The following is a 20,355-nucleotide window of genomic DNA, read 5'->3' as shown; positions in this document are numbered from 1 at the left end:
GGTTGGGCGGGGCTAGCTCGGTTCCTCTAAATGAAACGCCGCCGCGGGAGCCTCAGCTGGCCTGGGGGACAGCGATCTCGATGCGGTTCTCGATCCGTTCGTCCTCGACCACTCCCAGCACGGCGTGCTGAGCCAGTTGCTTGGAGTAGTACGTCGAGCACTGGCCGGCCAATCGGATCACGCCGCGATCTACCTCGACAGCCAGGTTCCGTATCCGGCGACCCAGCCGCGTGCTGATCCGCTGCTGGATTATGTCCTCCAGCCGACGCGAGCGGTCGTTGAAGGCGGTCGCGTTTTCGGGGCCTGGGCGGCCCCGGCGAGATAGGGACATGGGCGGCGCGTCGACGTACAGGGGTGGGCGTTGCAGGGGGCGATTCCTCGGCGGCGGTCCCGGCTAAGAAGCGTTATTCAACGCAAGTTCGTGCGGGAGCACCGGTGGCAGGACTCGGCAGCGCTGGCTCGGTTCGGTGCGCGGCCGCCGCGGCGACGCGGCGGGCAAGCGAGATGCATTTCTCAGGCCGGCGGGCGCGTTCCGGTACGCCCGTCGCTGCTTCCCGAACGCGGTTGGAGGGGGAGGGAGGCAGACAACACGGCGCACAAAACCCGGTCGACGCCCGCCTGACTCGCAACCTAAAGGCCTCGCCGGCGTGTTGTCAAATTGCCGCAACGACTTTTTCGATATAGCGCATTTGAAGTGCGATTTCGCGCATCGCGCGCCTAGCGTCGGACCACTCCCGCTTCGCAAAGCATCTCGACGACTCGTTTTGCGAGCGATTCAATCGACTCTTCGCCGCCGGCCAGAACGAGCTCCGGCGACGCCGGCGGCTCGTACGGGTCGTCGATTCCGGTGAAGTGTTTGATCTGGCCGGCTCGAGCCTTTTTGTAGAGCCCCTTCGGGTCGCGGCTTTCGCAGACTTCCAGCGGCGTGTCGACGAACACCTCGGCGAAGTCGCCGCCGGCGGCAAGGCCTCCGCCCAGGGCTTGGCGGACCGCGTCGCGGTCCGCGCGGTAGGGGCTGACGAACGCCGTCAGCACGACCACGCCGGCGTCGGCCATCAGCTTGGCGACCTCGCCGATGCGGCGGATGTTTTCGACGCGATCCTCGGGGGCGAACCCGAGGCCGAACCGCGCGCCGTAAGCCTCGCCGTGCAGCGCGGCGAGCGTCTGCGGCGTGGCGTTCAAACCGTGCCGCACGTTGTCGCCATCGAGTAAATAGGTGCGCACCCCTGAAGCGTTTAGCAGCGCCTCGACGGCGCTCGCGACGGTGCTCTTGCCCGAGCCGGACAAACCGGTGAACCACACGACGCAGCCGCGGTGACCGGCGAGCTTTTCGCGATCCGCTCGGGTTACCGAGTGCTGGTGCCAGACGACGATCGGCTCTTGGGACATCGGTCGGGGAGCGAGAGAGCGGGGACCGGGGCGGGCGGTGGCTCGGCGTGCGGTTGCCGGCGGGGGGCTAGAGGCTGAGGCCCGCCAACTCGCACAGGCCGGCTTGCTGCACAGGCTGGGGGCAGCTCCAGACCAGGAAGAAGAGCGCCTCGCGGCACAGGCGGCCGGCCTCGGCGTTGGCCAGGTAGCCGGCGCCCTTCTTCGCGGTGAGCGCCGCCTGGGCGGCACGGAGCACGAGGCTGTTGGACCGCTGCCGCAGCGACTCGCTGCTGCACGTGGGCTCGCCCCGCGCGGCGTGCAGCAGGTCGCCGATCAGCTCGGCGTGCTCGGCGCCCATCGCGCTGGCGGCCTGATCCAGGTCGCGGCGGCGGGTTGCTTCGTCGCGAAGGATGGCGAGGCTCGCCGCGGCGTTCCCGACGGCAAGCGTCGATGTCTGCGGACCGCCGGTCGCCCCGCCCACGCCGGACTTCATCACTTCGGGCGTGGGGCCCGCGACGACCCACTCGTCCGCTAGCTCGGCGTTGTCGAAGAGAACCGGACCGGTCCGGCTAGCGGTCAGGGCGACCATCTCGAACGGGTCGCCCGCGGTAACGCCCGGCGTGTCCATCGGCACGGCCAGCAAGAGCTCTTCGTCGGTCGGCTCGCCCGACTCGCCGGCGACCACGGCGCCGACGACCACGTGCTCGGCGGCCTCGGCGCCGGTCACCCACGGGGCGGCGCCGTCGAGGCGCCAGGCGTCGCCCGTGCGGGTCGCGGTGAGCGCCGGCTTGCCCAGGTGGCGGCGGCTGGTCGTCAGGTGCGACACGCCGACCGTGGCGAACGAATCGCCGCTGACCAGGCGCGGCAGCAGGCGGGCCTTCAGGGCGTCGTTCGTGCCGCCGGCGATCCGGCGGCACGCGCCGGTCCGCTGCGTGATGATAAACGTCACGGCAAGGCAGGCTTGGCTGAGCGCCAGGTAGCCGCGGGTCACCTGCTCGTCGTCCCAGCCCTGGCCGCCGTGCTCCGCGGGCAGGAACCACTCGTACACGCCGGCGCGGCCGCACGCGCGCATGCCCTCCCCGGGCCACGCGCCGGTGCGGTCCGCTTCAGGCGCGACCGCGCGGAGGGCGTCGCAGAGCTGCTGCAGCGCGGGGTCGTCGGGCGAGGTGATGCGGTTGGGCACTGGGGGATGGCATCGTGGAGTGAGATTACGAAGGGCGCCCCTGCCACCCCCGACTTCGGAGCGACGGGTTATCTCGCCGCGGGCGCCGGCTAAGCGGCGATCGATTCTCGGTCCAACTCGATACGCTTCACCACCAATCCGCACCGTTCGATCTGCTCGACCGCCGACTGCATCGCTTCGTCGCGGGGCGTCGCCTGTCGATCGAACACGATATCGATTCCTTCTTCGTGGCCGCCCAGATGCCCGTCGTCACATTCCGCAGCGGCCAGCCGGTCGGCGAGGTCCAGGATCGCTTCCTCACCCTCCGGTTGGTGGCTTATGACGACACGGAAACGAAATTCGCTCAGGCCGCGATCGCTAGACGCTGGATCACTCATCGTTTCCTCCCGACCCAGGGCAGGCGGCGATCTTCCGAAGGATCGCCGGCAGGCCCTAGCGTGGGCGCTTGTCGCTTGAGGCCTGCAGCCCCGCCCTCCTACCGCAGGTTCATCTCGCTCGACATGCCGCCGGCCGCGGGCAGGTAGCAGAGCTTCACATAGTCCTGCACCATGCGGTGGGCGCTGAAGCGGGCCGCGAGGGTGGCGATCGAGTTGACCATCCGGGCGATCCACTCGTGCGGCAGGCCGTCGACGTCGCGCTCGTAGAAGCAGGGAACGACTTCGTTGCGGAGCACGTTGTAGAGGTTCTCGGCGTCGCGGGCGTCGGTGATCTCGGTGTCGACGTGCTGGGTGCCGTTTCCGATGGCGAAGCCGTTTATGCCGTTGTAGGCCTCGGCCCACCAGCCGTCCAAGATCGAGCAGTTCAGCCCGCCGTTGAGGACGACCTTCATGCCGCTGGTGCCGGACGCCTCGAGCGGCCGCCGCGGGTTGTTCAGCCACACGTCGACGCCCTGGATCATGTGCCGCGTGACGTTCATGTCGTAGTCCTCCACGAACACCACGCGCCCCGCGAAGCGCGGGTCGTTGCGGAGGTTGGAGATCTTCTGGATCAGACGCTTGCCCGGCTCGTCGGCCGGGTGGGCCTTGCCGGCGAAGATGAACTGCACGGGGCGGTCGGTGTCGTTGACCATCTCGGCCAGCTCGTCGATCCGCTGCATGAACAGGTCGGCCCGCTTGTAGGTCGCGAACCGCCGCGCGAAGCCGATCGTCAGCGCCGAGGGGTCGAGCGCCGCGCGGGCCGCGTCGACGTGGGTCTCGTCCTCGCTGCGGCGGCGGCTCTGGCGGCTCAGCCGGCGGCGGACGAAGTCCAGGCAGCGGCTCTTCAGCGCGTGGTGGGTCTCCCACAGCTCGCCGGGGTCGACGTTGTAGATGTTCTCCCAGGTGGCCGGCTCGCTCAGCCGGCGCGGCCAGTCGGGGCCCATGTGCTTGTCGTAGAGCTGCTTCATCGGCTGCGCGAGCCAGCTCGGCACGTGCACGCCGTTGGTGATGTGGCCGATGGGCACCTCTTCCTCGACACGCCACGGCCACAGGTTGGCCCACATCCGCCGCGACACGTGGCCGTGCAGCGAGCTCACCGCGTTGGCGCGGCGCGAGAGCTTCAGGCCGATGACGGTCATGCAGAACGACTCCTCGCCGTTCTGGGGCTCGACCCGGCCGAGGCCCATCAGCTGATCGTGCGAGATGCCCAGCTTGTCGCGCGTCGGGCCGAGGTGCTCCTCGATCAGCCCCGCGTCGAAGCGGTCGTGCCCGGCGGGGACCGGCGTGTGCGTGGTGAAGACCGTGCACTGGGCCACCTCGCGCAACGCGTCGTCGAACGACACGCCGTCGTCCTGCATCCGCTCGTGCACCACCTCCAGCGGCGCGAATGCGCTGTGGCCCTCGTTCAGGTGGTACACCCCCGGCACGATCCCCAGCGCCCGCAGGGCCTTCACGCCGCCCACGCCGAGCACGAGCTCTTGGCGGATCCGCGTGCGGGTGTCGCCGCCGTACAGGCGGCTGGTGAGCTCGCGGTCTTGGGGGCTGTTGCCGTCGACGTCGCAGTCGAGCAGCAAGAGGGTCACCCGCCCGACGTTCATCTTCCAGACCTTCGCCTGGAGGGCGCCGTTGCGGGTGTCGATCGAGATCGACACGGGCCGTCCCTGCGGGTCGACGGCCGGCTCCATCGGCTGGGTGGCGACCTTCGTGTCGACGTACTCCTCTTGTTGGTAACCGTCGCCGTCCAGGTGCTGCTTGAAGTAGCCCTGGTCGTAGAACAGGCCGATCGCGATCAGCGGGATGCCCAGCCCGCTGGCGCTCTTCACGTGGTCGCCCGACAGCACGCCGAGGCCGCCCGAATAGATCGGCACCGACTCGTGGATGCCGAACTCCGCGGAGAAGTAGGCCACCGGCTTGGAGCCGAGCACGCCCGCCTCGCGCGCGCCCCAGGTGTGGTCGGTCTTGGTGAGGTACTCGTGCAGCCGGCGGTGCGCCTGGTTGATGCGGGTGTACATGGCCATCTCGCTGGCCCGCTCGGCGACCTGCTGCGGCGTCATCTCTTGCAGCAGGGCGATCGGGTTGTGGTCGAGTTGGCGCCAGCGGACCGGGTCGAGGTCGCGGAACAGGTTGCCGACCTCCGGCTGCCAGCTCCACCACAAGTTGCCGGCGATCGCTTGGAGCTTGCCGTAGAGCGCCTCGGGGGTGACCTCGGTCCAGTTTTGGCGTTCGACCGCCGCGGGGGTGGGGGCTTCGACTTGGCTCATGTTTCGCTGCCTAGAACGATGGCGGGTATCGGGTGGGGGGCGACACGACTCGCTACGCCGCGTCGGCCTCGCACGCCCGACCCGGGGCGGACCGGGTCGCGGGCGGCGAGCGGGGCGAGTATAGCGGATGCCCGCCGCGGTGGCTCTAGGCGTATTCTGGGGCCGGCGGGCGGAAATCGCAGAGTTTCTTGTGCGCGGGCGAGCCGATTCCGGCCCGGCGCCGCTGCGATAGAATGCCGATCGGTCGCCGCTGTCGGCGCCGGGCAACAAATCGCTCTCCCCCGCGAGCGAAGAGCCCTCTCCCCGAGGTTTGCTTAACCGTCCCCTCCTGCCGAGATTCGCATGGGTGCCGCAGCCGGCGTCGCTGTTTGTCCAACCGCTAACGTCGACGGCGTGCTCTCCCCGCTCGACGAAGCGCGCGTGCCGGTCACCGACCGGGGTTTCCTCTACGGCGACTCGGTCTACGAGGTCTTCCGCACCTACGACGGCGTGCCCCTCTTCTGGCGCGAGCACTTCGAGCGGATGGAGAACTCGGCCCGGCTGATCCACATGCGGATCAGCCAGAGCCGCGACGAGCTGATGGACGAGATCCGCCGCACCGCGGCCGAGGCCGGCGCGGGGCCCAGCGCCGACGGCTCGGGCGAGGTCTACGTGAGGTGGCACGTGTCGCGCGGGACCGGGCCGATCGACCTGTTCCCCGACCCGGGGCTCCGCACCAGCTACATGATCCTCGTGAAGCCCGTGCCGAAGTGGAAAGCCGAGCACTACACGACCGGCCTCCGCCTGGCGGTGACCGGCGTGCGTCGCAACTCGCCCGAATCGCTCGACCCGAACATCAAGAGCGGCAACTACCTGAACAACATCCTCGGTCTGGCCGAGGCCGCCGAGCTGGGCGCCGACGACTGCCTGATGCTCAGCGCCCAGGGGCACGCCACCGAGGCGAGCAACAGCAACGTGTTCTTCGTCACGGGCGGGCGGGTCCACACGCCGGCCGACTCGGTGGGCAACCTCCGCGGCATCACCGGCTCGGCCCTGCGGGCGATCGGCGCGCGCGACGGCTGGCCGGTCGAGGAGCGGCTCATCGGCCTGGACGAGCTGGCCCAAGTCGACGAGGCGTTCGTCACCAGCGCGACGCGCGAGGTCATGCCGGTCGCCGCCATCCGGCTCCCCAGCGGCCAGTGGAAGCAACTCCCCGATGGCGGCGGGCCGATGACCCGCAAGATCGCCCAGGCGTACAAGTCCCACGTCGAGCGGTACGTGGCCGACAACGCCGACGCGCGGCTCTGGTGACCGGGCGTTGTCGGCTATCGGCTCCCGGCGGTCGGCTTATATAGTGGCGGGCTCCGCCGCCCGACAGCAGCCGACAGCCAACATCCGATAGCCCACGAGCTTATGCGCCTGCCCGAGATCTACGCCGCCAATCCCTTCGCGCTGTCCTTCGAACTCTTCCCGCCGAAGACCGACAAAGGGGCCGACGCCCTGTTCCGCCACGCGGAGCGGCTGGTGGAGTTCAAGCCGTCTTACCTGACGTGCACGTACGGCGCGGGGGGATCGACCCAAGACAGCACGCTGAACATCGCGGCGCGGCTCCGCCGGCAGTTCGGCCTGCCTGTGGCGACGCACCTCACGTGCGTCGGCCGGACGGCCGACCAGATCCGGGACTACCTCCGCCGCGCGATCGACGCCGACGTGCAGAACGTCGTCGCGTTGCGGGGCGACCCGCCGAAGGGCGAGAGCAAGTTCACCGCCACCGAGGGGGGCTTCGCGTACGCGAACGAGCTGGTCGCGATGATCCGCTCCGACTTCCCCGAAATGGGTGTCGCGGTCGGCGGTTACCCCGAGGTCCACCAGGAGGCCCCCAGCGCCGAGGTCGACCTGGACAACCTCAAACGCAAGGTCGACGCGGGCGCCCACGCGATCATCACGCAGTTGTTCTACGACAACGAGGACTTCTTCCGCTTCCGCGATCAGTGCGAATCGGCCGGGGTCAAGGTCCCGCTGATCCCCGGCCTGCTGCCGGTGACCAACGTGTCGCAGATCAAGAAGATCGCCTCGTTGTGCGGCGCGCGGCTGCCGGAGCGGTTCCTCGCCGACCTCGAGTCGTGCGGCGGCGACGCCGATCGCCAGTTCGAGGTCGGCGTGCGCCAAGCGACCGACCAGACCCAACAGCTCGTCGACGCGGGCGTGCCGGGCATCCATTATTACGTGCTCAACAAGTCCGAAGCCGCGGTGCGTGTCCTCACCGACGTGAGACTGTAGGCCACAGGCCGTCGGGACAGCGAGGTGGCGTCGTAACCGCGCCGCGGCAGAACAAGCAACGCCCCCGGCGCCTCCTACAGTTTTCGGCCCGCAGCCGACAGCCTACTTTGGACGACCTGACCGGCTGCCGCCTGAACGACTACCAGCTGCTCCGGCTGCTGGGGCGCGGCGCGATGGCGACGGTCTATTTGGCGGAGCAGCAGTCGCTCGCGCGGCGGGTGGCCGTGAAGGTGCTCAACGCCGAGCTCTGCCGCGACCCGTCGCACGTGGGCCGGTTCCAGCACGAGGCCCGCGCGGCCGCGTCGCTCGTGCACCCGGGCATCGTGCAGGTTTACGAGGTGGGCGTCGCCGCGGCCGACGGCGCGCAGCGTCACTACCTCGCGCAGGAATACGTCGCGGGCGGCACGCTGTCGCGCCTGGTCGAGCGCGAGGGCTGCCTCGCGCCGGGGCGCCTGCTGGAGGTGCTGTGGCAGGTCGCCACGGCGCTCGACGCCGCGGCCGAGCGCGGCTTGGTGCACCGCGACATCAAGCCGGACAACTTGATGATCGACCGCACCGGGGTGATCAAGGTCGCCGACTTCGGCCTGGCGCGGCTGGCGGAAACCAGCGGGCCCCGGATGACGCAGGCCGGCATCGCGATGGGCACGCCGCTCTACATGAGCCCCGAGCAGATCGAGGGGGGAGAGGTCGACGCGCGGAGCGACCTGTACTCGCTCGGCGTCACGGCCTACCAGCTGCTCACCGGCGAACCGCCCTTCACCGGCGACACGCCGCTGTCCGTGGCGATCCAGCACCTGAACAACAAGCCCGACCCGATCCGCAAGCGGCGGCCCGACACCCCGGCGCCGCTGGCCGAGGTGATCGACCGCTTGATCGCCAAGCGCCCCGCGGACCGCTTCCAATCGCCGGGCGAGCTGCTCGGCCGGCTTGCCGAGGTGGCCGCCGCCGGCGCAGAAGAGGGGTGGGCCTCGGTCTCTGGCGGCTTCGGCCGGGCCGTGGCCGCGGTCTCTAGCACGACGCTGCCGTGGGCGCCGCGGTCGACCGAGGACATGGCGGCGGTCACCAAGCTCGCCTCGGCGATGCAGCAAGAGTCGATCGAAGCCGCCACGCGCCGCCGCCACCGCCGACGGGCCGCGATCGGCGCGGCGGCCGGGATGCTGATCGGGGCTGGCGTCGCGCTGTGGGCCGTGCCGAGCCTGCCGGTCAGCCCGCAGCTCCGCGGGTCGGCACGGTTCGAAACCGTGCAGCAGCAACTGTTCAACGCCAAGTCGGTCGACACACCAGAGGCTTGGCGCGCGGTCATCGAACTGCACCCCAATGCCGACGCCTTCTACCACAACCTCGCGCGGCGCGGCCTCGCGCTCAGCGCGATCGGCCGCGGGCAGCACGCCGTTGCGTTGGCGGCGCTCGAGCCGGTGGCCGACGACGCGTTCAGCGACCCGCTCTCGAACCTGGCGGTCGCTATGGTGCGGGTGATCGCGTACGCGGAACTCGGCCAGATCGACCTGGCCAGGGCCGCCCGCGCCCCGCTGGTCGCGGCGGGAGACCGCGGCCTCGAGCAGCTCCGCGAAGAGCTGCCCGAGCTGTCCACCAGCTACCAAGCCGTCGTCGACCAACGGCTCTGAAGCCCACTGGGTGGAAGCGGTTAGGAGCGGATCGCGCCGCCAACTGCGTGGCCCCCTCGCGGCGCGAGCGGCCGCCGCTTGGGAGCAAAGCTCCGCCGGTCGAGGCGCCGCCCAGGGCGGCGCTGCCCCAGGCCGGTAGCCATCGATCGCCTGGCGGGGAGCGAGCGACACAAAATGCACTATTTGTGCGCTTGCGGGTCGAAAGTGGCCACGTGTCTTGCTACCTTCGCGTCCGTTAAGTGTTTTTATGTACACTAATCGGAGCGACGGCAATGCCCTTCACGCCCCCCTCCGCCGGTCTAGCCGGCGACCCGGACTGGGACTTCTGCCTCCCCGACGAGGACGCCCAACCCGAGCCCGGCGACTTCTGGATCGAGCCCGACGAGGACGACGACTGACCGGACCCGCGCCCGCCCCCCCCTTGCTCTACCCCGATCTGGAGGCCGCCGCCGTGATCGCTCTAGAGAAAGTCCTCGAGGTCCGCCGCTTGCTCGACGACGGCGCCCTGTCGCGCCGCGCGATCGCCCGCCAGACCGGCGTGAGCCGGGGCACGGTCAACGCGATCGCCAACGGCGAGCGTGGGCTGTTCGGGGCGCCGCCGCCCGACGAGCGCGACGCGCGGCGTCGGCCCGGCCAGTCGGGCGTGGCGCGGCGGTGCGTTGGCTGCGGCGCGATGGTTTACCTGCCGTGTCTGGTGTGCCGCACCCGCCGGCACATCGCGACCGAGCCAAGCGCGGGCCGGCCCGCCAAGCGGCTCTCCGCGTGAGCCCCGCCTGCCGCAGCCGGCGCCACCGGCACGACCGCCCGGCGGCCCAGCGGATCGGCGGATCCCGAGCGGATTCCGGCGCGGCGCCCGCCGGGCATCGGGCAGACTACGTCAGCCTCGCCACTTGGGCTACGAACGAGGGCCTCGCACCGCGGAAGGCGGCGCGGGGCCCTCTTCTTTTTTTGGCGTCGCGCACCGGGGGCGGCGCACCGCTCGACCGCCGAGCGTGGTCGCCGAAGGGAGCAACCGCTACGGCCCGCCGCCACGCGCACCGCGGCGCGCGGGCCGCGGCACGCCGGGCGCCGCCCGCCGATTGGCAGGGGAGATCGCCGCCGGTAAGCTCTCTGTTCTACGGCGCGCTGGCGCGTGTCGCCGCTCGTTGCCGAATCGCCTCGTTTCTTGCTGGGAGTACTGTCGATGGCCGACGCCGCCAAGCTCACCATTGGCGACACGACGACCGAGCTGCCGCTGGTGGCGGGCAGCGAGGACGAGGTTGGCCTCGACATCGCGAAGCTCCGCGCAGAGACCGGCGCGGTCACGCTCGACGAGGGTTTCGTCAACACCGGCTCGACGCGCAGCGCGATCACCTTCCTCGACGGCGAGAAGGGCATCCTGCGTTACCGCGGCTACGCGATCGAGCAGCTGGCAGCCAACTGCGACTTCGTCGAGATCGCTTACCTCTTGCTGCACGGCGAGTTGCCCTCGGCCGGCCAGCTGGACGACTTCCGCACCGACCTGCGGCAGCACACGATGCTGCACGAGGACATGCGGAAGTTCTACGACGGCTTCCAGCACAACGCGCACCCGATGGCGATCCTCAGCAGCGTGATCCACGCGCTGAGCACCTTCTACGCCGACTCGCTCGACGTGAACAACCCGTCGGACGTGCACCGCTGCACGATGCGGCTGCTCGCCAAGGTGCCGACCATCGCGGCCTACGCGCACAAGAAGTCGATCGGCCAGCCGCTGGTCTACCCGAAGAACAACCTGAACTACTGCGAGAACTTCTTGCAGATGATGTTCAGCGTGCCGGCCGAGCAGTACGAGGTCGACCCCGTCCACGCCGAGGCGCTCAACCTGCTCTTGATCGTGCACGCGGACCACGAGCAGAACTGCAGCACCAGCACGGTGCGGATGGTCGGCTCGGCCGACGCCGACCTGTTCGCGTCGATCGCGGCCGGCGTGGCGGCCCTGTCGGGCCCGCTGCACGGCGGCGCCAACGAGGCCTGCGTGGCGATGCTCGAACGCATCCGCGAAGACGGCGGCGACGTCGACAAGTACGTCGCGATGGCCAAGGACAAGACCAAGAGCTTCCGCCTGATGGGCTTCGGCCACCGCGTCTACAAGAGCTTCGACCCCCGCGCGAAGATCATCAAGGCCGCGTGCGACAAGCTGCTCAAGCAGCAGAAGATCAACGACCCGATCTTCGGGATCGCCCAGAAGCTCGAAGAGGTCGCCCTGACCGACGAGTACTTCGTCGAGCGCCAGCTGTACCCGAACGTCGACTTCTACTCCGGCGTGATCTACCGCGCGCTGGGCATCCCGGTCGAGATGTTCACCGTGCTGTTCGCGATGGGCCGGCTGCCGGGCTGGATCGCCCACTGGCAAGAGATGCGGCAGAGCCCCGGCAAACGCATCTACCGGCCCCGGCAGATCTACATCGGCCCGACCGAGCGCGAGTTCGTGCCGATGGACAAGCGCTGAGGCCGCCGCGGCGGCCGCTGCGGGATCTCGGCGGCGCCCCAGAGCGAGCTTCGGAGCGGCGGCCGGGTCGCTGCTCGCCATACCCCCCGCCACCCGCGGGTCACTCGCCCGGCTGGCGCTTTCGATGGGCGGAGCCGGCCGGCGGGGCGCCGGGCGACGACCATCGGAGGTCCGCCCTCTCCCTGCTCCCTGCTCCCTCGCCCGCCGGGCGCCCGCCCGCCGGCGCCCGCCGATCCCAGCCAGCCCGAGGACCCGACGCGATGGCCCGCCTTGTTCTGTTGATCCTGTGGGGGGTGGCCGCCGCCGCGGCCGCCGCTGAGAGCCCGTCGAATGAGGCTCAGAGTCCTTCGGATGAGCTCGCCACGCTGCTCGACGACGTCTGGCAGTGGCGGCTGCGGGAGTCCCCGCTGTTCGCCACGCGCGTGGGCGACCCGCGCTACAACGACCAACTGGGGGAGGTCTCGCTGGTCGACTCGGACCGCCGCGCAAACGACGAGCGCGCCTTCCACCGCTGCGCCGAAACGATCCTCCGGCAAGCCGCGGGCGCGGCGCCCTTCGCTCTGACCGGCGGCGAGTCGATCGAGCTGAAGCTGTTGGTACGCGACCTGAGGGACTCGCTCGCGGAGCACGCGTTCGGCGACCACCTGATGCCGATCAGCAACCGCTCGGGGTTCCACGTGTCGTTCCCCGAGCTGCCCGACTACACGCCGCTCGACGACCCGGGCGACTACCAGGATTACCTGCTCCGGCTGCGGCAGTTCGAGGGCTACGTCGAGGGGCACATCGGGCTGATGCGCGAAGGGATCAGCCGGGGGCTGACGGTCCCGGCGGTGATCCTCGAGGGTTACGAGCCGTCGGTCGAGTCGCACATCGTCGACGACCCGACCCAGAGCCTCCTCTACAAGCCGTTCAAAGACTTCCCCGACTCGATCCCCGAAGACCAGCGAGAGCGGCTGCGCAGCGACGCGCGCGACGCGATCGCCTCGTCGGTCGTGGCCGGCTACCGCCGCTTCGCCGCGTTCTTGGCCGACGAGTACGTGCCCAACTGCCGCGCGTCGATCGCCGCGTCGGCGTTGCCCGGGGGGCGCGACTTCTACCGCCACCGCGTGCACGTGTTCACGACGCTCGACCTCACGCCCGACGAGGTCCACCGAACCGGCCTCGAAGAGGTCGCCCGGATCCGCGCCGAGATGGACCGCGTCATCGACGCGACCGGGTTCGAGACCGACCAGAGCGACCGCTTCGCCGCGTTCGTGGAGCACCTGCGAACGGCCGAGCGGTTCTACGCGGAGTCCGAGGCCGACCTGATGCGGCACACGGCGGCGATCCTCAAGCGGGCCGACGGCAAGCTGCCGGAGCTGTTCGGCCGCCTGCCGCGGATGCCGTACGGGCTCAAGCCGGTGCCCGACTACATCGCCCCGAAGACGACCTTCGCCTACTACATGCGCCCCAACGGCGACGGCACGCGGGCCGGGTTCTTCTTCCTCAACACGTACGACCTGCCCAGCCGCCCGAAGTACATGCTCGAGGCCCTCGCGCTGCACGAGGCGGTCCCCGGCCACCACCTGCAGATCGCGCTGCAGCAGGAACTCGAGGGGCTCTCGCCGCTCCGCAAGTACGGCGGCTTCACGGCCTTCGTCGAGGGCTGGGCCCTGTACGCGGAGCGGCTCGGGCTGGAGGCCGGCTTCTACGAAGACCCCTACAGCGACTTCGGCCGCCTGACGATGGAGGTCTGGCGCGCGGCGCGCTTGGTGGTCGACACCGGCATGCACTACAAGGGCTGGAGCCGCCAACAGGCGATCGACTACATGGCCGCCAACTCGGCCATGTCGATGCACGAGATCCGCTCGGAGGTCGACCGCTACATCGGCTGGCCCGGCCAGGCGCTCGCGTACAAGACCGGCGAGCTGAAGATCCGCGAACTCCGCGCCAGGGCCGAAGAAAAGCTCGGCGCTGATTTCGACGTCCGCGCGTTCCACGACGCGGTCCTCGAAAACGGCTCGGTGCCGCTCACGGTGCTCGAAGAGCAAATCGACCGCTGGATCGACGAGCAGCCCTCGGGCGGCTGACTCGATCCCCGCGGCCAGCTCCGCACGGCGAAGTAGTTGCCCGCGAATCACGCGAATTGGCGTGAATGTGAAGCAACGGGTGGCGGGGGCGTATCGCGAAGCGGAAGCCACCGTGTCCCGAAGACCGAGCTTCCGTCTTTCGTGGGCTTCGCCGTGCTTCCCCGCAACCCTCGCATTAGGCCGTCGCCGGGGCGTTCCGCTCGCAGTATCCCTCGTACGGGACTCCCAGCAGCTCCGCGACCCGGCGGCTGAACGCTTCGACGTGCGGGTCGGGCCGGTCGTCGTCGGTGCAGACGCCCGGGGCGAGCGGGAACCGCTTGCGTCCTCGAAACAGAAAGGGCGTGTGGCAAGAGTCGAGTTCGAAACGATGGTCGTCGTCCGGCATTTGAAAGTGAATCACGGCGACCACCTCGCCGTCGAGGACCTGCCACCGCCTCCGCCGCATGCGAATCCAACCGAACAACAGATGGTCAGCAATCGCCTCCCGTTGCGGGACCAACACCGACCGCCGCAGTGAATAGCCGCAGAACAACACGGCCACTAGCGCCGAAGACCCGACGGTGACCGCCCACACCCAAATCGGCTCCGGGTCCACGACTTGCAGCGCCGAGAACCCCAACACGCAGGCGGCACACGCGCCGACGATGCCGATCCGCCACCGCGTGAGATACTGAGTCTGCCGCCCTCCGTCGGCCTCGAGCCGCACGACGCCGCCCGGCTCCTCGCGCAGCTCCAAGCGGAACTCGCCTCGGATTGGAACCTCCCGCGCCGCTAGCCACGCGAGCGCGGCCGGCGTCGCGAACGCGGCGACCACCAACCCGATCTCCTTGTCGAACGCCTTCGGCGAGCAGCAGACCGCAGTGGCGGCGGTCGCCTTGAGCAGAAAGGCGATGGTGAAGCGTGGTGTGGGAGTCACATACCTGCTCGCAGTTGCTAGCGAGACGCTGCGGCGCAGCAAGTCTCTACCAAAGCCACGTTACTTCCGAACTCAACCCGCACGCTTACTCGCTTTGCATTCCACGCTCGCAGTCTTCTCGCGTCGCGCTCTCGCCACGGCGCTGGCGGCCCCGACTAGCAGCGCCAGTGCCGATGCCGCCAGCGGCGGATAATAGAGCACCATCTCAGACGGATCGCGTCCGTACCGGTTGATCTGATCCATCCATGAGGACATCACGAAGACACACCCACCAAGTCCGGCAATCAATGCGACCAAGATTGACTCGGCGTAGCGCCGCAAAACGGCGAGCGATAGAGACAACCCGATTGCTGCCCCGAGGAACGTACAGAGGGGCAACGAGAACAGCGCCGCCTGTTGCCCGTACGAGAGGACTTGTCCCGATCCGTCTCCAGCGCGTTCGATAGCGATCGCTAATGCGAGGTATCCTGAGAAGCCCGCCGCGGCGCCAACGACAGCAGACTGAGCGGAAATGATGTGCCAAAGCTTCATGGTTCGCAGATGGCTGTCTGAATCCTTGCGGTTGTCGTACTGCTGCCAGCAACGGGTGGCGGGGGCGCACCGCGAAGCGGAAGCCCCCGTGCCCTGAGGAACGAGCACACTCTTCGTGGGCTTCGGCTGCGCCGTGCGCCCCCGCCACGCCGACTGATGGTTACCCTTCGGCTTGAGGCCCGAAAAACCCGATCCCCAGAGTCACCTCCAACGCGTTCAGCACGACCCCCAGCAGCATCAGCAGCGCGAAGCCGATCACGCAGAACCACCAGGCCAAGAGCACCGGCCTGGGGAGGTCGACGTCGGCCGCTTGCAGGCCGAAGCCCATGATCGCAAGCACCCCCAGGCCGGCCGCCGCGCGCGTCGGGTTGCCCGCGAGCACCAGCAGGGCCAGCAGCACCGCCGCGCCGGTCATCGCCATCAAGAGCTCGCCCGTGCCGAACCGCGTCAGGCTCGCCATGGCCGCGCGGAAGTCTTCGCCGAAGGTCGGCTGCCGGTAGCTGGCGAGCTCTTCTTCCTCGGCGGTGTACATGCCGTCGCCGTCGCCCGACGCGCGGCGCCGGCGGCGGAGTTCCCTGGCGCGCGCGGCCACGAGCGCCTCGCGGCGGCGCGACTCTCGGAAGTTCAGGTACGCGTGGGCGCCCCCCAGCACGATCAGCGACAGCGCGATGAAGCCCGCGAAGCCGACCCCGTTCAGCAAACCCGAGCCGGCGACCCCCAGCACGACCGCGACCACGGTCATCAAGATCAGCAGGTGCTTGATCGTGAACCGAGCGCGGAAGTTTTCGAAGGCCGCGTCGAAGTCGTCGCCGCGCTCCATCTCCCGGTAGATCGCGTCGACATCGATCGCGCTCTCCGCGCTCCGCACGTTCTCCGCTGCGCGCGCCCGCTCCGACGCGAGCACCTGCTCGTCGACCGGCTCGACGTCGTACTCGTCGTCCTCGTCGGCCGCGGGCGGCGCGTAGAACGCGTTGGGGTCGATCGGCGGGTCGTCTTCGGGCCGGTTGGGTCCGGCCGGTCCGGCGGCTGGGGGGAGTGGCATAGCGGCGGTTCGCAAACAGTCGGGCAACCTTGCGGCGGGTCCGCATCCGGTATCCAGTTTACGCGATCGACGCCGCGCACGCGCGGAGCGGACACGCCGCGAGCACGCTCCCCGGCGGCTCGGCTGCCTGCTGCCCGCTGCCGTCTGCCCTCTGCCTACTGCCCTCTGAACCCATGCACTTCCTCCTCACCGCGCTGGGCAGCTACGGCGACGTCTTCCCGATGATCGGCCTCGGGTCGGCGCTCGCCGAGCGGGGGCACGAGCTCGAGGTCGTGGCGAACCCCTACTTCGCCGACCGGCTGGAAGCGGCCGGCCTCACGATGCTCCCTATCGGCGAGGCAGACGACTACGTGCGGCTCACCCAGCGCCGGGACCTGTGGAGCTCGACCAAGGGGCTGCGGGTCGTTTTCCGGGAGGCGAGCGTCGCGGTCCTGGAGCCGCTCTACGAGCTGGTCAGAGACCGCTACCGGGCCGACGACACGATCATCGCGGCCCACGGGCTCGACCTGGCCAGCCGCGTGCTCGCCGAGACCCACGGCGCGCGGGTCGCGTCGATCGTCTACGCACCGATGGCGCTGTGGTCCGACACAAGCCCGCCGCTGATGCCGGCCGGCATCGCTTGGGACGGCGCGCCGCGTTGGCTGCACCAAGTGCAGTTTCGCCTCGGGGAGCGGGTGTTCCTGCAGGGCCTCGTCGGCCCGGTCCTCGACGCGTTCCGCGCGGCGAAGGGGCTCGGGCCAGCCGCGGGGGACTACTGGTCGTGGTACTACGGGGTGGCGCCGCCCGTGTGCTTGTTCCCGGACTGGTTCGTGTCTGCCACGGGCGAGCTGCCGAGCGACTGGCCCGAGGGGACGGTCACCACCGGCTTCCCGCTGGGCGACGGCGACCACCCCCTGCCGGCCGAGGTCGAGCGGTTCCTCGACGCGGGCGACGCGCCGATCGCGTTCACGCCCGGCTCGGCCATGCGCCACGGCGACGCGTTCTTCGCCGCCGCGGTCGACGCGTGCCGCCGCTTGGGCCGACGCGGCGTGCTGCTCACGAAGTACCCCGAACAGCTTCCCCGCCGGCTGCCCGACACGATCCTCGCTCCGGGCTTCACGCCGCTGGCGCGGCTGCTAGAGCGATCGGCCGCGTTCGTGCACCACGGCGGGATCGGAAGCTGCGCGCGGGGCTTGGCTTCCGGCGTGCCGCAGTTGGTGCAGCCGATGGCGTTCGACCAGTTCGACAACGCGCGGCGGCTGATCCGGCTGGGCGTCGCAGAGAGGATCGCCGCGCGGCGCTTCACCGGCCGCCAAGTAGCGAAAAAAATCGCCGCTGTCCTGACACCAACCAAACAGGCAGCCGCCGACCGCGCGAAGGCCTTGGTCGACCCGAGCCAGGCGCTGGCCAAAGCCTGCCTGGCGCTCGAGGCGCGCCGCGACACCGGCGACTAGCTGCGCCGTTGTGGTCGTCCCGCTCACGGGGTGGCTCACCCGCGGCCTAGCTGACCAGATCGAGCAGCGCCGCATCGACAGCCCCGCGCTGCTCTGCCTCGTAGCCGTAGCCATCGAGGCCCTTGCTAAGGCGCGCCGCCTCGTCGGCCGACAGCTCGAGCACGGCCGGGTGGATGTAGTGGCGCCGCGCAACCGCGATCGTGTTGCCCAGCGCACCGGCCGACTCGCGCACCGCTTGGCGGGCGGCTTGCGTGGGGCTGGCGCCGTCGGCGTAGGCTCTGCGGATCGCTTGGAAAGCGGTCACGCTGCCGAGCCACGTGCGGAACCGCTTGGCGGTGGTCTGCTCTCCGGTCGCTTGCCGCAGGTAGTTGTTGACTTGGTGGCTGTCGAGGTCGAACCAATCGTCGCCACGGCGGTAGCGGAGCAGCGCCTCGCCGGGCGAGCGTGCGACGGCCGCCAGGTGGCGAGCCAGCCGCCGCCCCTGGACACGCACCGTCCGCTGCGTTTGGGATTTACCCGCGAAAGAAAGCTCCACGAAGGTTGTGTGGATGTCCGCGTTGCTCTTTTGAAGCGTGGTCACGCCGGGGGTCTCGTTGTCGCGAGCGTACTCGCGGCTGCCGATCCGAATGCCGGTCTGGTCCATCACCGCGACCGCTAGGGCGGCCGTCCGCTCGAGGCGCGGCTCGTGGCGGCGGAGGTCCGCGTCGACCTGCCGCCGCAGCTCGGGCAGCCGCTCGCCGAACCGGATCAGCCCGTCGAACTTCGCGCGCCGGGTGACCTCGGACCAGTCGTCGTGGTAGCGGTGTTGCTTGCGGCGCCGCGCATCGCGGCCGGTCGCTTGCAGGTGCCCACGGGCGAGCGAGCAGATCCAGACGTCCTCCCACGCGGGGGGCAGGACGAGCGCCTTCGCGCGATCGGCTTGGCGATCGGCGACCCGCTCCCCCTCGGCGTCGACGTAGACGAACCCGCGGCCACAGCGACGCCGGGTGAAGCCGGGAGTCCGGTCGGTCACGTAGCGGAGGTTGGCTCGCCGGGCGAGGCGCCGGCGTCGTTTCTCGTGTTTGTCGATCGTCATCGGAGCGCAGCAGCGGGCTGCGGTGGGTTTTGTCGGAGCAGAGCAGCGCGGGCCAAACGGCACGGCGTTCGCTCGCCTGCCACGCTCAGCAAACCCCGCGCCCACCCTAGCACTGGGAGAAACGCCGATGAGCAACCACTACGACGAGGGGTCCAAGGTCAAGTGGAAGTGGGGCAACGGCTACGGAGAAGGAACGGTCCAAAGCCGCTTCACAAAAAAAGTCACGCGGAAGATCGACGGCGCCGAAGTCACTCGCGACGGCGACGACGATAACCCCGCCTACTACGTCCGCGTCGAGGACGGCAACAACGTGCTCAAGCTGGGCAGCGAGCTCGAGTCGGCGTAACCCAGCTCCGCATCCGAAGCGGCTTCAGGAGTCCTCCAGTGTCGACCCTCCGCACGCCCGACGGGCGCTACCTAGTCGTAAGCGGCCGCTTGTGGCGGGCGACCGATCCGGCGCTAGCCGCGGACGAGAAGCAGCGCCTGGTGTCCGAACTGATGTCGGCGCGCCGCGCGGTGCGCGACTCGGAGCAGGATATCGAGTCGCAGCGCGCCGCTCGCCGGCGGGTGCACAACGCCAAGCTCGCGCTCGGCGAACGCGGGCCGGTTTGGTGGACCGACGGCCAGCGCGACTACACGCGCTGCCTGGTCGAGAACACGCCCTATGGGCCGTGGTACGCCGCCGCGACGGCCTAGGCCGGGCGGGCGGGCGGGCGTGTGATCTAGGGGATCGGCCGAACCAGAACCTCGGCGGCGGCTACGCGCCGTTCTGTTGGTCGATCGCTAACCACGCTGGCGGCCGCGTCATCAGCGGCGCCGACTCCGGCTCGATCGCACGGCGGCTCGCTTGCACGGCGCCTACTGCGCTGCCTCGAGTGCGCTGCCGCTCGGCCGGCCCGCCACAGGCTCGATGGTCGGCTCGTCCGGCGCAGGGGCGTCCGTCATTTCTTCGGCCATCCGCGACGCGCGGCGGCCCCGGGAGCGGTGGAGCTGCCGGGTGATGAGTAGGGCCGCTATCCAGCACAAACTGGCCCAAGCGGCCCCCAGCGCCCAGCCGGCGAGCACGTCGGAGGGCCAGTGGACCGCCAGGTAGACGCGGCTGAGCCCGACGAGCAACGTCACCGCGACGGCCGACGCCACCAAGAACCACTTCACGCTCCGCCGCCGCTGCACGCGCGCGAGCATCACGCCGAGCGTGAGGTACGCGGTCGCGGCGGTCATCGTGTGGCCGCTCGGGAAGCTCTTGGTGTACACGTGGGAGCCGTGCGGGGCGAGCTGCGGGCGGGGGCGGTCGTAGGCCGACTTGAGGAACAGGCACAGCGTCACGCCGGTCGCCACGGCCAGCGCGAGGAAGATCGCCATGCTCGCTTTCCGCTTCAGGGCCAGCAGCGCAACCGCGCCGGCCGTGACCAGCGTCGAGATGACCACGCCGCCCAGGGCGGTGAAGTCGCGCATCGCCTCTTCGACCCACCGTGGGCCGATCGGGTCGCCCAGGTCCTCCGTGTTCCGCATCGCCAGCAAGAGTCTCTCGTCGAAGCGGTCGATCGCGCCCGACCCGACGCCCTCGGCCAGCATCAAGAAGCCCGTCACGCAGAGCCCGGCCACTGCCGCCAGGATCGCCACCGCGACGCGCCAATCCGGCGTGTGTGCGAAAGGCGATGGCGAGGCGTTTTGGTGACTCTGGGCCATGCTGCGGGGTTTCGGCGG

Annotated in this window: 20 protein-coding genes; 10 read left to right on the top strand and 10 right to left on the bottom strand. The window is 69.9% G+C overall.

The features are described from left to right. Positions 1-52: 52 nt before the first annotated feature. The 5 genes from RIC11_RS20150 to glgP all read right to left on the bottom strand — a co-directional run bounded on the left by RIC11_RS20150 (position 53) and on the right by glgP (position 5,228). The gene (locus tag RIC11_RS20150; protein WP_350214195.1) at positions 53-331 is read right to left on the bottom strand and encodes a BON domain-containing protein; all 279 of its coding nucleotides are present in this window, start codon (positions 329-331) and stop codon (positions 53-55) included. A gap of 386 nt (positions 332-717) precedes the next feature. Next, positions 718-1,389, bottom strand: coding sequence for an adenylyl-sulfate kinase (gene cysC, locus RIC11_RS20145; protein ID WP_350214194.1), 672 nt, complete (start codon positions 1,387-1,389; stop codon positions 718-720). 67 nt (positions 1,390-1,456) lie between these two features. Continuing rightward, positions 1,457-2,551: an acyl-CoA dehydrogenase family protein gene (locus tag RIC11_RS20140; RefSeq protein WP_350214193.1), complete on the bottom strand. Its 1,095-nt coding sequence runs from the start codon at positions 2,549-2,551 to the stop codon at positions 1,457-1,459. A gap of 89 nt (positions 2,552-2,640) precedes the next feature. Continuing rightward, positions 2,641-2,928 (bottom strand): hypothetical protein, encoded by a 288-nt coding sequence (locus RIC11_RS20135; RefSeq protein ID WP_350214192.1) that lies wholly within the window; start codon positions 2,926-2,928, stop codon positions 2,641-2,643. Positions 2,929-3,026: 98 nt separating this feature from the next. Further along, positions 3,027-5,228, bottom strand: a complete 2,202-nt coding sequence (glgP, locus tag RIC11_RS20130; protein WP_350214191.1) for an alpha-glucan family phosphorylase — start codon at positions 5,226-5,228, stop codon at positions 3,027-3,029. 342 nt (positions 5,229-5,570) lie between these two features. On the opposite strand from glgP, the gene RIC11_RS20125 reads away from it, so the two are divergent. The 7 genes from RIC11_RS20125 (at position 5,571) to RIC11_RS20095 (ending at position 13,651) form a co-directional block, all read left to right on the top strand. Then, positions 5,571-6,518 carry an aminotransferase class IV gene (locus tag RIC11_RS20125; protein WP_350214190.1) on the top strand — a complete coding sequence of 316 codons (948 nt, stop codon included), beginning with the start codon at positions 5,571-5,573 and terminating at the stop codon, positions 6,516-6,518. 102 nt (positions 6,519-6,620) lie between these two features. After that, positions 6,621-7,487 carry a methylenetetrahydrofolate reductase [NAD(P)H] gene (metF, locus tag RIC11_RS20120; protein ID WP_350214189.1) on the top strand — a complete coding sequence of 289 codons (867 nt, stop codon included), beginning with the start codon at positions 6,621-6,623 and terminating at the stop codon, positions 7,485-7,487. A 107-nt stretch (positions 7,488-7,594) separates the two neighbouring features. Then, entirely contained in the window at positions 7,595-9,112 is a 1,518-nt protein-coding gene (locus RIC11_RS20115; RefSeq protein ID WP_350214188.1) for a serine/threonine-protein kinase, read from the top strand. A 272-nt stretch (positions 9,113-9,384) separates the two neighbouring features. Beyond that, positions 9,385-9,510 (top strand): hypothetical protein, encoded by a 126-nt coding sequence (locus RIC11_RS20110; protein ID WP_350214187.1) that lies wholly within the window; start codon positions 9,385-9,387, stop codon positions 9,508-9,510. A gap of 23 nt (positions 9,511-9,533) precedes the next feature. Beyond that, complete coding sequence (locus tag RIC11_RS20105) at positions 9,534-9,878, top strand: helix-turn-helix domain-containing protein (RefSeq protein WP_350214186.1); 345 nt, start codon at positions 9,534-9,536, stop codon at positions 9,876-9,878. A gap of 417 nt (positions 9,879-10,295) precedes the next feature. After that, positions 10,296-11,582 carry a citrate synthase gene (locus RIC11_RS20100; RefSeq protein ID WP_350214185.1) on the top strand — a complete coding sequence of 429 codons (1,287 nt, stop codon included), beginning with the start codon at positions 10,296-10,298 and terminating at the stop codon, positions 11,580-11,582. Positions 11,583-11,842: 260 nt separating this feature from the next. Next, on the top strand, positions 11,843-13,651 hold the full coding sequence (locus RIC11_RS20095; RefSeq protein WP_350214184.1) for a DUF885 domain-containing protein: 1,809 nt from the start codon (positions 11,843-11,845) through the stop codon (positions 13,649-13,651). A gap of 175 nt (positions 13,652-13,826) precedes the next feature. On the opposite strand, the gene RIC11_RS20090 is transcribed toward RIC11_RS20095, so the two are convergent. The 3 genes from RIC11_RS20090 to RIC11_RS20080 all read right to left on the bottom strand — a co-directional run bounded on the left by RIC11_RS20090 (position 13,827) and on the right by RIC11_RS20080 (position 16,140). After that, the gene (locus RIC11_RS20090; protein WP_350214183.1) at positions 13,827-14,567 is read right to left on the bottom strand and encodes a hypothetical protein; all 741 of its coding nucleotides are present in this window, start codon (positions 14,565-14,567) and stop codon (positions 13,827-13,829) included. Positions 14,568-14,639: 72 nt separating this feature from the next. Beyond that, positions 14,640-15,098 carry a hypothetical protein gene (locus RIC11_RS20085; RefSeq protein WP_350214182.1) on the bottom strand — a complete coding sequence of 153 codons (459 nt, stop codon included), beginning with the start codon at positions 15,096-15,098 and terminating at the stop codon, positions 14,640-14,642. A 160-nt stretch (positions 15,099-15,258) separates the two neighbouring features. Next, entirely contained in the window at positions 15,259-16,140 is an 882-nt protein-coding gene (locus RIC11_RS20080) for a hypothetical protein (protein ID WP_350214181.1), read from the bottom strand. Between the two features lie 173 nt (positions 16,141-16,313). Between RIC11_RS20080 and RIC11_RS20075 the strand changes: the two genes are divergently transcribed. Next, positions 16,314-17,573, top strand: coding sequence for a glycosyltransferase (locus RIC11_RS20075; protein ID WP_350214180.1), 1,260 nt, complete (start codon positions 16,314-16,316; stop codon positions 17,571-17,573). Between the two features lie 46 nt (positions 17,574-17,619). On the opposite strand, the gene RIC11_RS20070 is transcribed toward RIC11_RS20075, so the two are convergent. Continuing rightward, the gene (locus RIC11_RS20070; protein ID WP_350214179.1) at positions 17,620-18,648 is read right to left on the bottom strand and encodes a DNA topoisomerase IB; all 1,029 of its coding nucleotides are present in this window, start codon (positions 18,646-18,648) and stop codon (positions 17,620-17,622) included. Between the two features lie 127 nt (positions 18,649-18,775). Here RIC11_RS20070 and RIC11_RS20065 point away from each other — a divergent pair, with 127 nt between their 5' ends. Further along, positions 18,776-18,994, top strand: a complete 219-nt coding sequence (locus RIC11_RS20065; RefSeq protein WP_350214178.1) for a hypervirulence associated TUDOR domain-containing protein — start codon at positions 18,776-18,778, stop codon at positions 18,992-18,994. A gap of 38 nt (positions 18,995-19,032) precedes the next feature. Continuing rightward, positions 19,033-19,344 (top strand): hypothetical protein, encoded by a 312-nt coding sequence (locus RIC11_RS20060; RefSeq protein WP_350214177.1) that lies wholly within the window; start codon positions 19,033-19,035, stop codon positions 19,342-19,344. Between the two features lie 162 nt (positions 19,345-19,506). Here RIC11_RS20060 and RIC11_RS20055 read toward each other — a convergent pair whose 3' ends face one another. Further along, entirely contained in the window at positions 19,507-20,337 is an 831-nt protein-coding gene (locus tag RIC11_RS20055) for a phosphatase PAP2 family protein (RefSeq protein ID WP_350214176.1), read from the bottom strand. Between the last annotated feature and the right edge of the window lie 18 nt (positions 20,338-20,355).

It is taken from the genome of Botrimarina sp. (assembly GCF_040219535.1).
Lineage (GTDB): Bacteria > Planctomycetota > Planctomycetia > Pirellulales > Lacipirellulaceae > Botrimarina.
Note: the sequence above shows the minus strand (reverse complement) of the source record. Positions and strands in the feature narration are given on the sequence as shown.